We start from the raw sequence: 12,283 nt of genomic DNA, 5'->3' as shown, positions 1-12,283 counted from the left end.
CCCATCCGACCGGCCACTTCGTCAGCCAGAAACACCTCCCGTCCCCCGTCCACCTGTCTACTTGTCCATCTGTCCCCCGCTCGCGCGAATGTATGCCGTCCCCTCCGCGAGCCTGCGTGCAGTTCGGTGGTATGTGGCTTCCGCGACGATCCATCCATCGCCCCTGCGGTCCACGCGCACAGAGATGGGCATCACACCGGATGTGTGCCCGATAGTGATCTGGTTGAAATCTTCCCGGTCCCGCCTCGTGACGGAGTTCACTGTCGTGCCTTCCATCAGCGCAGCAACACCGGTGCATGCACCAAGTGTTCCCGGGTATGCCTTGTGGAGTCCCGCCGGTCGGCCGCCGATTACTCGTGCAACAAGGTCGACCTCGTCAGACACCACCTCACGTCCTGTGGCGAAACTGACGTACGAAACCGGTTGGGACACGGTCGCCGGCACAGGTGTGAGTCCGTCGGTTGGCACGCCGAGCAACTGTGCGGCCGCAACTTTGACTGCCTGAACGGAACGCAGGTGTTCGTCGGTGAATTCGTCAGGGTTCTCTGTCCCAGCCATGCCGACTGCCTCCGCCCGGAAGAAGACCGTGAGGTTGGCAAGGTCGATGATCGTCGCTTCGATTTCTCCTATCTCCGTCTTGAGCACATCAATCTCATTGCCTGTTGGGAGTAGCGACCCGGTGATACCTCCTGCGGTCCTGGCGAAATCGAGCGCTATCGCGGCTCCGGTGCCCGGCACTCCGTGCATCTCGTAGGCGCCTTCGACCGCGGCAGCGCCCTCGACGATCGGCACCGTCACCAGCAGTATGCGACCTGTGTTGGTGTTGTGGATCCGAACCGTGGTTGTGGGTTCGGTGACCGCTACCAGACCCTCGTCGATCGCATATGCGCCCACGGCCGCAGAAATATTGCCGCAGTTGATGTCGTAGTCAACCACGGGCTCCGTGATGCTCACCTGGGCGAACGTGTAGTCGAGGTCCGCGCCAGGCCGGCTCGGCGCGCCGATGATCGCGAGCTTGCTCGTCAGCAGATCAGCCCCGCCGAGACCGTCGATCTGGCGCGGATCAGGGCTGCCGAAAAGGGAGAGGATGAGCGCATCCCTCTTCTCGTGGTCGCTCGGGAGCATGTCAGCGCGCAGAAATACCGCCTTGCTCGTCCCTCCTCGCATCAACACGAATGGGAGAGATACTTGCTCCGACGAGAACGCTTTCAGCGAACTAGGATTTGTATCGTGCACGCGGCTCCCTCGATTCCGACGGCTTTGCCTCCGCGGCAATGGGCAAGACCCACCCTGGCATTTTCGATTTGGCGACTGCCTGCCTCGCCGCGTAGTTGCCGGACGAGCTCGACAACCTGGGCAACTCCTGTACCGCCCAGCGGGTGGCCTTTTCCTAGCAGGCCGCCGCTGGGATTAATCGGCAGCCGACCGTTGATGTCCGCTTCGCCGCGTTCCACAGCCCACGGGTACTGACCCTGCTCGAAAAGTCCGAGACCCTCGACTCTGAGCACTTCAGCAATGCTGAAGCAGTCGTGGACCTCGGCGAAATCGATGTCTTGCGGACCGATGCCTGCCTTCTCGTACGCTTCCTTTGCAGTCGCCCAGGTGAGCGGTTCGTACGTCATCGACGTCGGCTCGACGTCGACCGATCCGGATCGCAGTGTGGACGCTGCCAGGCGGACGCCCCTCCCGTTGGCGTACCTCTTGGCCGCCTTGTCACTCATCACAATCACCGCAGCCGCGCCGTCGGTGACCGGTGAACAGTCATGCAGGCGGAGTGGGTCCGCAATCGGGCGCGATGCGAGCACTTCTTCGACCGTGATCTCCCTGCGAAAATGAGCCAAGGGGTTCTGCGCGGCGTTTCTCTTGTTCTTGACGGGGATCAGGGCGAGCTGTTCTCGGGTCATCCCAAACTCCTCCATGTAGCGCCGTGCCCGCATTGCGTAGACCCCCGGCATGGTGGCCCCGATAGCGGCCTCCGGGTCATCGGGGTCCGGGGTGAGTGCTCCGGCGAATTTACTGGTGAGGTGTTCTGTACCGATCGCGACGACGACGTCATGTTCGCCTGCTCGGATGGAAAGGGCCGCTTCTCGGATCGCCGTTGCCCCGCTGCTACAAGCGTTTTCGACATTGGTGAGCGGCAGGCCTGCCAACCCGACTTGTGCCAGGATCCGCTGTCCAGTGACCATGCCTTGAAAAACGTGACCGCAGTAGGCAGCCTCGACAACGCGAGGATCGATCCCTGCGTCAGCCACTGCACCGTGCAGGGCCTCGGCACCGAGGTCCGTTGCAGTGCGGTCGGGGTGCTTGCCAAACCGCGTCATCCCCACACCAACAACGTGGACATCAGTCACCATTCACCTCCGCAGGTTTGAATCGATAGCCCGTCAAAACGTTCCCATCCTCGTCCTCGCCGAAAGGTTCGAGCGTGAGATCGAGTGCCATCCCGATGGTGATGTCGTCAAAGTCGCAACCGGTGATTTGTCCCATGATGCGGACGTTCTCCGGGAAGTCCACATATCCCAGGGCGTAGGGGACCTCGAAGGCGGGGACCGATTGGCGCACGATGGAAAACGTGTACAGGATTCCTCTGGTCGAGAACTTCACCGTCTCAAGGTCCCGACCGAGACAGCGGGCGCAGGCCTCCCGGATGGGAAAATAGTGAGCACCGCATGCGTCGCAGCGACTGCCGATGAGGTTGCCGGTCCCGTCGGGACGCGTCTCAAGCTCGCCGGGTCGAAACGAGACACCGGTCGCAGGTGCAGTCAATGTTCCTCCTCTGAGAATCCGCGGAATGTGGGCAAACTCAACCGTCCGGCCGGTCGGTCGAGTAGCTCGAGTGTCCACCGATACCCCCACCCTCGTCAATGAGCTACCCGCTCCATTTATGTGATGCGTTAACCCCACGGGCGATCAACGGCCCAACAGGGCCGGGCTCGCGCCAACACGCCAAGCACCACAGTGATGTATTCGCATCATACAAATGACACAGGCGCCCGATTGTCAGACCGGTCCTTCACTGGGACTCTGGTGGCGAGCCAACCGACCGGCCGGACGGCTGAGTCTGAGCAAGGAGTTTCGGCGTGGCACAAGCAGACCGCAGCGACGACACGGAGCACGAAGTCACAGCAGGACGAGAACTGCTCTACGACTGGAATGCCGTCGGCGGAGCGCACGTCCCTCGCCCCGACAAAGTAGAGATCGATGACGAGACATTGCGCGACGGTCTACAAAGTCCTTCCGTCCGTCAACCCACCATCGACGAGAAACTCGACATCCTGCACCGAATGGCCGCACTGGGAATCCACGCCGCCGACATCGGTTTTCCGGGGGCCGATCCCATCGTGCTCGACCACGTAGTGGCCCTCGCCGAAGAAATTCAGCGCGAGGGGTTCAGCATCGAGCCGAACTGCGCCGGACGTACCCACCCAGCAGACATCCTCCCTATCGCCGAGGCGCAGCAACGCTCCGGTGTCGCGATCGAGGCATCGTTGTTTCTCGGCTCGAGTCCAATTCGGCAGTTCGTCGAGGGTTGGGACGAGGACTTCCTCGTTCGCACTGCGGTCAATGCCGTGACCCTGGCCCGCAAGGAGGGACTCGAGGTCATGTTTGTTACCGAAGACTCAACGAGGGCCCGACCGGAGGTCCTCAGGTCTGTCTACACAGCTGCCATCGAAGCTGGGGCGCGTCGCATCTGCCTCTCGGACACGGTTGGACATGCCACTCCCTGGGGAGCACGCGCGCTTGTGGGATTTGCACGGGAGATCGTCGCCCAGACCGGTGAAGACGTGAAGATCGACTGGCACGGCCACCGGGACCGCAACCTAAGCGTGATTAATTCAATCGCAGCTGCCTCTGCCGGGGCGGACCGCGTCCACGGCTGCGGACTCGGCATAGGTGAGCGTGTCGGGAACACACCGATGGAAATGCTCCTCGTCAACTTCAAGCTTCTGGGTTGGCTCGACGTGGATCTGCATGGACTGCCCGCATACTGTGAAGCAGTCTCAAAGGCAACCGATACGCCTGTGCCCAATAACTGTCCTGCCGTTGGCAAGGATGCGTTCGAGACAAGTACCGGCGTCCACGCTGCCGCAGTTCTCAAAGCCCTACGCACCGGTGATACTTGGCTGGCGAACCGCATCTACAGCAGCGTTCCAGCGGACGAACTCGGACGCGAGCAGAAGATAACCGTCGGGCCGATGAGTGGAAAGGCGAACGCAACAGCCTGGCTGACCCGACATGGCAGGGAGAATAGCGACGAGGCGATAGACCTCATTTTGGCCGCGGCCAAGAAGTCTGACCACGTCCTTTGCGAGGATGAGATCCTCGCGGCCCTCGCTACAGCTGACGCCCTATGACCGTCGACACAGCACCACATCCAGACGTCGGGACTGATGTGCTGCTGTCGGGTAACGAAGCGGTGGCCCGTGGCGCAGTTGAAGCAGGCGCATTGGTAGCTGTCGGTTACCCGGGAACACCGAGCACCGAAATCTTGGAGTCCATTTCGGACCGCACAGACATTGATGTCCGCTGGTCACCGAACGAAAAAGTGGCGCTTGACGTCGCCCTCGGTGCATCCCTCGGCGGTGTCAGGGTACTCGTCACGATGAAGCATGTGGGTCTTAACGTCGCCGCAGATACATTTATGACGATGGCATACACCGGTGTCGAGGCGGGCCTGGTCATTGTGAGCGCGGACGACCCGGGTATGCATAGCTCGCAGAACGAACAGGACAGCCGTGCGTATGCGCGGATGGCCGGGGTACCGCTCCTCGAACCCAGCGACAGCGCCGAGGCCAAGGAATTCTCGGTGCTCGCCTTCGACATCTCCGAGGAGTTTGACACGCCGGTTCTTATTCGCACCACGACCCGGGTATCGCATAACCGCGGCATCGTCAGGCTGGGTCCACGAATTGAGAGACCGGTGACGGGTTTTAGACGTAACCCGGAAAAGTATGTGATGATCCCCGGATACGCTCGCGCGCGTCGTCCCATTTTTCTCGATCGCCTTCGTCGCCTCGGTGCATACGCCGACTCAAGTCCACTTACGGTTGAGTTCGAGGGTGACAGCAGTTTCGGTGTCATCACATCTGGAATCTCCCACCACTATGTTCGCGAGGTGCTCCCCACAGCGCGCGTCCTCAAGCTTGGCATCAGCTACCCCCTTCCCATCGAGCGGATCAGGGAATTCGCCAGGACGGTCGACCGGCTTTTCGTAGTCGAAGAGCTCGACCCCCTTGTGGAGAATGATCTTCTCGCCGCCGGGGTCAAGGTTGAAGGTAAAGCCTTCTTTCCACAGATCGGCGAGCTGAATCCAGATAACGTCCGCCGTGGATTCGCAGCCGCAGGGATCCTGCCCGCACACATCTCCATCGAAGCCGCACCGACGACCGTCGTGAGGCCGCCACTCCTGTGCCCCGGGTGCCCCCACACACCGCCCTTTCTCGTCCTCAAGCGGATTGGAGCCATCGTTGCCGGGGACATCGGCTGTTACACGCTGGCCGCCCTGCAACCGCTGTCGGCAATGGACACCTGCGTATCGATGGGGAGCAGCATCGGGATGGCAATCGGCCTCGCAGCGTCAGGTGGCGCCGAGGGACCGGTGGTTGCCACCATCGGTGACTCAACGTTCCTGCATAGCGGCATCGCCGGTCTTACTGATGCCGTGTACTGCCAGGCCAATATCACCGTCCTCATCCTCGACAACGGAACCACCGCCATGACGGGCGGTCAGGAGCATCCGGGCACAGGGGTAACACTCCAAGGCTCCGACACAACCCCGGTGGACCTTGTCGCCTTGTGCAAGGCCCTGGGTGTTCGCGATGTCAGAGTTATCGATCCCTATGACCTCGCCGCGACATACGCCGCCATTGAAGGAGCAGTAGCCCACGTCGGCCCGTCGGTCGTCATCACTAACCGACCCTGTGTGGAAGCGCCGACGAAGATCAGGGACCTGCCGTATGAAGTGCTCGCTGACGCATGCACGGCATGCCAAGCCTGCATGACCATCGGATGTCCGTCGATCCTGTGGTCGCACGAGACGTTTGAGGGGAGACGCAAGGTGTACATCGACACCGACACCTGCACCGGCTGCACTCTCTGCGCACAAATGTGCCCACCGTTTGCGATTGTGCCGATGCCCAACCGAAAGGTGGCCGCCAATGTCTGAAGGATCGCGGGGCCTACTGCTTGCGGGGGTCGGCGGGCAGGGTGTGATCCTGGCCAGCATGATCGTCGCGGACGCCCTGGTCCGGTCGGGTTACGACGTCAAGCAGAGCGAAGTACACGGGATGGCCCAGCGGGGTGGATCGGTGTTCAGCCACATTCGGTGGGGGTCGAATGTCGACAGCCCTCTCGTTCCTGAGGGGACTGCCGAGGTTCTGGCCGCGTTCGAGTGGGCAGAGGCGATCCGCTGGGTCCAGTACGTTCGAGACGGTGGAGTAGTCATTGCCGACATCCGCACCATCGTCCCTCCCGGCGCCTGCAGCGATCGGCGTTCGTGGTCGACACGTTACCCAAGCATCGACGCCGGACTTTTCACCACTCGTCGTCTGAAAGCCCGCCTAATCGACGCATCTGCAACAGCATTCGAACTTGGGAACGCCCGAGCGGCAAACAGTGTGATCCTCGGGGCAGTAGCTGCCTTCCTCGACGTCGACGACGCCCACTGGGAAGCAGCCATCGAACGTCTGGTTCCGCGAGGCACGGTGGAAGTGAACCTTGCGGCCTTCCGGGAGGGACGCACGGTGTCGGATGCACCGATCCCCCACCAGGTAGCCGATCCCGTGGGGTTCGCCGGACCGCATCAGATCGATATCCGGCACGACTGGTGCAAGGGCTGTGATATTTGCTCCCGGTTCTGCCCAGAATACTGTTTGGCTGTCGACATCGACGGGAAGCTTATGGTTGTGAATACCGATGCGTGCACGGGTTGTCGGTTGTGCGAGATCCTCTGCCCAGACTTTGCCATCACTATTCGCCCCCCGTTAGAACCCGCAATCGCCCCTGCGTCTTCTCATGCAGTGGAGGGCAATCAATGAGCACCGCGCAACTCATTCAGGGCAACGAGGCCTGTGTGAAGGGGGCACTGGCTGCGGGTTGCAGTTTCTACGGCGGGTACCCGATCACACCATCGTCGGAAATCGCTGAGCACATGGTCCGGCTTCTCCCGAAGACCGGCGGCGTGTTCATACAGATGGAAGACGAAATCGCATCGCTCGCTTCGGTCATCGGCGCGTCTCTTGCGGGGTCCAAGGCGATGACCGCCACGAGCGGACCCGGGTTTTCGCTCATGCAGGAACACATCGGTTTCGCCACGATGACCGAGGTCCCCTGTGTGATCGTGAACGTCATGCGCGGCGGTCCAAGTACCGGGTCACCAACGTCGCCGTCCCAGGGTGATGTCATGCAGACTCGCTGGGGCACGCACGGCGACCATCCCGCGATCGTTCTCGCCCCGGCATCCGTGGGAGAGGTTTTCGACGCCACGGTACGGGCGTTCAACCTCTCGGAGAGGTTCCGCACGCCGGTGATAGTCCTCTACGACGAGATCATCGGACACACCAGAGAGAGCATTGTCCTGCCCAACACCGTTGACATTGTCAACCGGAGCGCCCCACCCGAGGGCCTCTCCGATTTCTGGCCCAAGAGCACCGCACCGAACGGGGTTCCGCCGATGTCCGGGTTTGGCGACGGATACCGATTCCACGTCACGGGGCTAACCCACGACGATCGAGGATTTCCGACGACGGATTCCAAAGTCGCGGAGGCACTTATCACGCGCCTTCACAGCAAGATCGAAACGCACCTTGACGAGATCACTGATGTTGAAACCTTCATGATGGATGACGCCGAGATTGCGATCTTCGCTTACGGGATCGTCGGCCGTTCGGCCTACGAAGCGGTTGAACAGGCACGATCGGCCGGTATCAAGGCCGGTCTCGTCCGACCGATCACCATCTGGCCGTTTCCCGATGCACAGGTCGCTTCGGCGGCACAACAGGTTGACACATTGATTGTCGCCGAGATGAACCTCGGCCAACTCGTTGGCGAGGTCGAACGGGTGGCCGCGGGGCAGACCGAGATCGTGCGCTACCTCCGCGTCGATGGCAAACCGATCACACCGACCGTCCTCCTCGACATCCTGACATCACGCAAGGAAGGGCCTCATGACCGACGTTAAGACCTATCTTCGCGAATGGGCGATGCCTCACGTGCTGTGCCCCGGGTGCGCCCACGGCATCGTGCTCAGATCCTTCCTGGAAGCAGTTGACCAGTTGCAACTAGACCGAAACAAGGTGGCAATGGTCGCCGGGATCGGGTGCAGCAGCCGCCTCATTGGCTATGTGGACTTCTGCACGTTGCACGGAACCCACGGCAGGGCCCCGGCATTTGCCACGGGTCTCAAGCTCGCTCGCCCCGAGCTGAACGTCATTGTTGTGACCGGCGACGGCGACGGGCTCGCGATAGGTGGCAACCACCTCATTCATGCGGCTCGAAGAAACATCGACATGACCGTCCTCATGCTCAACAACTCGATTTACGGCATGACAGGCGGCCAGGTGGCCCCGACAACACCCGAGGGCGCCGTGGCGTCTACCGCTCCGCAGGGAAACACCGAACCCGACTTCGACGCATGCAAGCTTCTAATCGGGGCGGGAGCATCTTATGTGGCTCGGGTCCTCGCCGCGACACCTCTTGAGATGACAAAAGTGATGGTGGATGCGATCACCCATCCGGGTTTTTCGTTCATTGAAATCATCAGCGACTGCCCGGAATATTTTGGCCGGTACAACAAGATCGGTGGTGGCGCCGCGATGCTGTCATGGATGGCCGGCCGCGACGAAGGTGTCACGATTCCACTCGCCACCAAGCAATTCGTGAAACATACTCCATCTTCCAGCCCGCCTGCGGGACTAACAACGGGCGTCCTCTACCGCGAAGTACGTCCAGTGTATGCGGGCGTCAGAGGAGACCAGTGACATGAGTCGCAACGAGATTCGAATTGCAGGGACAGGTGGTCAGGGAGTCGTCACGGCAGGGCGCATCCTTGCAGAGGCGGCGATTCTGTCGGGGAACGAGGCAACACACAGCCAGGTGTACGGCCCGCAGTCGCGCGGCGGTGCAAGCAGGTCCGACATTGTGATCTCGACCGAGAAGATCGGCTTTCCTCTTGCCGACAATATCGATCTGTTGTTCGTTCTGAGCTTGGACGCGTTGGCGAGCTATGAACCCGAGTTGGGGCCGAATAGCCGCCTCATGATCGATAGCCGCTGCGCCTCCGAGTCTCTCGACCGTGTAGTCACCCGATTTCCCGTCGTAGACACCGCACGCGCCGTTTGCGGCGGTCAACTCGTGACCGGGGTGGTAGCGCTCGGGGTGATCCAAGCGCAAACGGGATGCGTAGATGCCGACGCGCTCAGGCGCGCAGTTGCGGCCAGGGTCCCTACCCAACACACGCGGATGAACCTGGACGCTCTGAGCGCAGGAATGCGCTTGGTCAAAAGCGACGCACCATGACGAAAACAGTCACGACACGGGATCGCATCTGTTCAGAGGCCGCGTCCCTCTTCAGTCAGCAAGGCTTCAACGGAACCAGCATGGCCGAGCTATCCATCGCGGTCGGAATTACGAAGTCGAGCCTCTACCACCACTTCGCATCCAAACAGGCGTTGCTCTCAGAGATCATCGAACGCACGGTCAGTCGCGTTACCCCGCTGGTCCAAAAGGTCGCCGACATGGACATCCCGGTGACAGAGCGCCTAGCAAGGGCGGTGGTCCTCCACACGATTGAGGCGATACGCGACCGGGATGCCATTGCGTGTTTCATCGAGGAAGGCCGTTACCTGTCGCCCGATTTCTTGGCGCTACACATTACAAACCGGGATAGATACGAACAGATATTTCGGCGTATATTCACTGCCGGCATCGAGTCGGGTGAGTTCGCCGACCAGGATGCGGGCATTGCGGTCAAGGCCATCTTGGGTATGTGCAACTCGGTGGTGCGCTGGTACCGACCCGACGGTCACGAGAGTCCGCAACAGATCGCATCTCAATTCGCCCACCTTGCAGTGCATGGCGCCACGTCATCGCGTGACGTGGCCGCATCGACCAGAGGATACGTGCGATGAGCGGCGCCCTTGAGGGCATCACCGTCCTCGACCTTTCCCAAGGCGCGGCCGGGCCGACCTGCGCCATGCACCTCGGAGACATGGACGCCAATGTTATCAAGGTAGAGCCACCCGGCGGAGAGTGGGGCCGCAGGCTGGGTCCACCGTTTGTCGCCGGTGTTGCTGCGGCGTTCCTCGGTATGAACCGAAATAAACGCAGCGTGGTCATCGATCTCAAGAAGCCCGGCGGATCCGAAGTGGTTCTGCGGCTCGCTGACCGTTGTGATGTCGCGCTTGAGAGCTTCCGGCCCGGTGTCGCCGACCGGCTCGGGATTGGGTATGGGGCGATGAGGGCTCGTAACCCGCGGCTGATCTACGCAGCGATTTCCGCATTCGGACAAAGCGGGCCATGGCGGGACCGTCCCGGGGTCGATGGCATCGCCCAGGCCATGAGCGGAATCATGAGTGTCACCGGCACCGCTGACGGACCACCCGTCAAGGTCGGAGTGCCCGCTGCCGACATGGCCGGCGGTGTGTACACCTCGCAGGCCATTCTTGCGGCTCTCTACGTGAGGGAGCGGACCGGCCGCGGACAGCGCCTTGACGTGTCACTCCTTGATTCCCTTCTGGCGTTTCAGGTTGTGCCGCTGTCTATGTTCCTGGCGAGCGGAGAATCGCCGCAACGCCTGGGCAGCGCCGCACCCTACGCAGCGCCCAACGAAGCGTTTCCTACCCAGGACGGCTATGTGATGGTGGCTGCATATTCGATCAAACGATGGTCAGCGCTCTGCGCGGCTATGGGGCACCCCGAGCTTGCAATCGACCCTCGGTTCAACACCAACGAAAAGCGCGTCCGTGAGAGGACTGCGTTACGCGCAACCCTGGAACCCATTTTTCGGACCAAGACGACAGCGGAATGGATCGACGCATTCGACAAAGTCGATGTCCTCTGCGGCCCAATCCTCAGCTACGAGGATCTCATTGCCGAGGAGCATGTCGCTAAGGGAGATGCGCTGGTGACTGTCCACCACCCTAGTTTCGGTGAGTTCACGGGACCTGTACTCCCGAGCCGTATGTCCGACACGGCCGGCGATGTCACTGGACCACCACCGCCAATTGCCGGTGAGCACTCGGCGGAAGTCCTTGGCGAGAACGGGTTTGACGAAGACGAGATAGGGGCGCTGATGCAAAGCGGCGTCGTTGCCGGCCCGGACGGACGGCAACTGCAGACAGGAGACAGTAGTGACAGATGAATCCGCGGACGGACCCGAAGAACAGCCTGTGCTGGGTCCCGAAGAACAGCCTGTGCTGGGTCCCGAAGAACAGCCTGTGCTGGGTCCCGAAGAACAGCCTGTGCTGGGTCCCGAAGAACAGCCTGTGCTGGGTCCCGAAGAACAGCCTGTGCTGTACGAAAGAGACGGCGCAATCGGAGTCCTGACCCTCAACCGGCCAGAGGCTCTCAACGCAATGACCGTCGCAATGCTGCAAAAGATCGGTGACATACTCGACAAGATCGAAGCCGACGATGACACCCGGGTCCTCGTCGTGACCGGCGCCGGCGAAAAAGCATTCTGTGTGGGCGCCGACCTGAAGAGTCGTGGCAAGAGCTTCGAACCCGGGCTGATCCACGACCCACTCGGTCTCCTTGTGCGCAGCATATTTGGACGCCTCGAGAATCTGCACATACCGGTCATCATTGCGATCCGCGGTTACGCCCTTGGAGGTGGACTCGAACTGGCTCTCGCCGGAGACCTCCGAATCGTGACACAGGGGGCCAGACTGGGATTCCCTGAAGCGAGGGTCGGGAGTCTGCCTGGAGCCGGGGGAACGCAGCGAGCTACCCGACTGATCGGACCCGGCTTCACCAAGGAACTTATGTTTACGGCTGATCACGTCAGCGCGGAACATGCCTTGAGAATGGGTCTTGTCAACCGCGTCGTACCAGACGACGACCTCATGGAAGAAACGATGAAGTTGGCTAGACGTATCGCCAGCCGTGCCCCACTGTCGCACGATCGGGTTAAGGCATTGGTCAACCGAGCCACTGAGACCGACCTCGAGACCGGCTTGGAACTCGAATCAACAAGTCACGCCGTGTTGCGCGCCAGTGACGACCGTACCGAGGGCATCCAAGCTTTCATCGAGAAACGTCCACCCGAATTCAAGGGCCGCTAGAA

Annotated in this window: 12 protein-coding genes; 9 read left to right on the top strand and 3 right to left on the bottom strand. The window is 61.2% G+C overall.

Features of this window, described 5'->3' with window-relative positions; translation table 11 throughout:
• Positions 1 to 57 precede the first annotated feature (57 nt).
• The 3 genes from IIC71_01990 to IIC71_01980 are packed head-to-tail and all read right to left on the bottom strand — an operon-like array spanning position 58 to position 2,766.
• Positions 58 to 1,167, bottom strand: coding sequence for a 3-methylitaconate isomerase (locus IIC71_01990; protein ID MCH7667966.1), 1,110 nt, complete (start codon positions 1,165 to 1,167; stop codon positions 58 to 60).
• Positions 1,168 to 1,208: 41 nt separating this feature from the next.
• A complete protein-coding gene (locus IIC71_01985; protein MCH7667965.1) occupies positions 1,209 to 2,351 on the bottom strand; it encodes a thiolase family protein in 1,143 nt (380 codons plus the stop codon).
• Positions 2,344 to 2,766 (bottom strand): Zn-ribbon domain-containing OB-fold protein, encoded by a 423-nt coding sequence (locus IIC71_01980; GenBank protein ID MCH7667964.1) that lies wholly within the window; start codon positions 2,764 to 2,766, stop codon positions 2,344 to 2,346. Before IIC71_01980 ends, IIC71_01985 begins: the two co-directional genes overlap by 8 nt.
• Positions 2,767 to 3,080: 314 nt before the next feature.
• Between IIC71_01980 and IIC71_01975 the strand changes: the two genes are divergently transcribed.
• Genes IIC71_01975 through IIC71_01935 form a run of 9 tightly spaced genes read left to right on the top strand, consistent with a single transcriptional unit; the run spans position 3,081 to position 12,281 of the window.
• Entirely contained in the window at positions 3,081 to 4,355 is a 1,275-nt protein-coding gene (locus IIC71_01975; GenBank protein MCH7667963.1) for a 2-isopropylmalate synthase, read from the top strand.
• Positions 4,352 to 6,166: an indolepyruvate ferredoxin oxidoreductase subunit alpha gene (gene iorA / locus IIC71_01970; protein MCH7667962.1), complete on the top strand. Its 1,815-nt coding sequence runs from the start codon at positions 4,352 to 4,354 to the stop codon at positions 6,164 to 6,166. The genes IIC71_01975 and iorA overlap by 4 nt, the downstream gene beginning before the upstream one ends.
• Positions 6,159 to 7,037, top strand: a complete 879-nt coding sequence (locus tag IIC71_01965) for a 2-oxoacid:acceptor oxidoreductase family protein (protein MCH7667961.1) — start codon at positions 6,159 to 6,161, stop codon at positions 7,035 to 7,037. The genes iorA and IIC71_01965 overlap by 8 nt, the downstream gene beginning before the upstream one ends.
• Entirely contained in the window at positions 7,034 to 8,179 is a 1,146-nt protein-coding gene (locus tag IIC71_01960) for a 2-oxoacid:acceptor oxidoreductase subunit alpha (protein MCH7667960.1), read from the top strand. The genes IIC71_01965 and IIC71_01960 overlap by 4 nt, the downstream gene beginning before the upstream one ends.
• The gene (locus IIC71_01955; protein MCH7667959.1) at positions 8,166 to 8,978 is read left to right on the top strand and encodes a 2-oxoacid:ferredoxin oxidoreductase subunit beta; all 813 of its coding nucleotides are present in this window, start codon (positions 8,166 to 8,168) and stop codon (positions 8,976 to 8,978) included. The genes IIC71_01960 and IIC71_01955 overlap by 14 nt, the downstream gene beginning before the upstream one ends.
• Before the next feature lies 1 nt (position 8,979).
• Positions 8,980 to 9,516: a 2-oxoacid:acceptor oxidoreductase family protein gene (locus tag IIC71_01950; protein ID MCH7667958.1), complete on the top strand. Its 537-nt coding sequence runs from the start codon at positions 8,980 to 8,982 to the stop codon at positions 9,514 to 9,516.
• Positions 9,513 to 10,127 carry a TetR family transcriptional regulator gene (locus IIC71_01945; protein ID MCH7667957.1) on the top strand — a complete coding sequence of 205 codons (615 nt, stop codon included), beginning with the start codon at positions 9,513 to 9,515 and terminating at the stop codon, positions 10,125 to 10,127. Before IIC71_01950 ends, IIC71_01945 begins: the two co-directional genes overlap by 4 nt.
• Positions 10,124 to 11,359: a CoA transferase gene (locus IIC71_01940; protein MCH7667956.1), complete on the top strand. Its 1,236-nt coding sequence runs from the start codon at positions 10,124 to 10,126 to the stop codon at positions 11,357 to 11,359. The genes IIC71_01945 and IIC71_01940 overlap by 4 nt, the downstream gene beginning before the upstream one ends.
• A complete protein-coding gene (locus IIC71_01935; protein MCH7667955.1) occupies positions 11,349 to 12,281 on the top strand; it encodes an enoyl-CoA hydratase/isomerase family protein in 933 nt (310 codons plus the stop codon). The genes IIC71_01940 and IIC71_01935 overlap by 11 nt, the downstream gene beginning before the upstream one ends.
• Positions 12,282 to 12,283: the final 2 nt, after the last annotated feature.

Source organism: Acidobacteriota bacterium (genome assembly GCA_022562055.1).
In the GTDB taxonomy this organism is placed as follows: Bacteria; Actinomycetota; Acidimicrobiia; order Spongiisociales; family UBA5794; genus BMS3BBIN02.
Note: the sequence above shows the minus strand (reverse complement) of the source record. Positions and strands in the feature narration are given on the sequence as shown.

What these genes read in the sequence shown, in the direction of transcription:
- IIC71_01955 (MCH7667959.1), top strand. Translation starts at nt 8,166, where the DNA reads ATGACCGACGTTAAGACCTATCTTCGCGAATGGGCGATGCCTCACGTG.
- IIC71_01945 (MCH7667957.1), top strand. Translation starts at nt 9,513, where the DNA reads ATGACGAAAACAGTCACGACACGGGATCGCATCTGTTCAGAGGCCGCG.
- IIC71_01950 (MCH7667958.1), top strand. Translation starts at nt 8,980, where the DNA reads ATGAGTCGCAACGAGATTCGAATTGCAGGGACAGGTGGTCAGGGAGTC.
- IIC71_01940 (MCH7667956.1), top strand. Translation starts at nt 10,124, where the DNA reads ATGAGCGGCGCCCTTGAGGGCATCACCGTCCTCGACCTTTCCCAAGGC.
- IIC71_01965 (MCH7667961.1), top strand. Translation starts at nt 6,159, where the DNA reads ATGTCTGAAGGATCGCGGGGCCTACTGCTTGCGGGGGTCGGCGGGCAG.
- iorA (MCH7667962.1), top strand. Translation starts at nt 4,352, where the DNA reads ATGACCGTCGACACAGCACCACATCCAGACGTCGGGACTGATGTGCTG.
- IIC71_01990 (MCH7667966.1), bottom strand. Translation starts at nt 1,167, where the DNA reads ATGCGAGGAGGGACGAGCAAGGCGGTATTTCTGCGCGCTGACATGCTC.
- IIC71_01960 (MCH7667960.1), top strand. Translation starts at nt 7,034, where the DNA reads ATGAGCACCGCGCAACTCATTCAGGGCAACGAGGCCTGTGTGAAGGGG.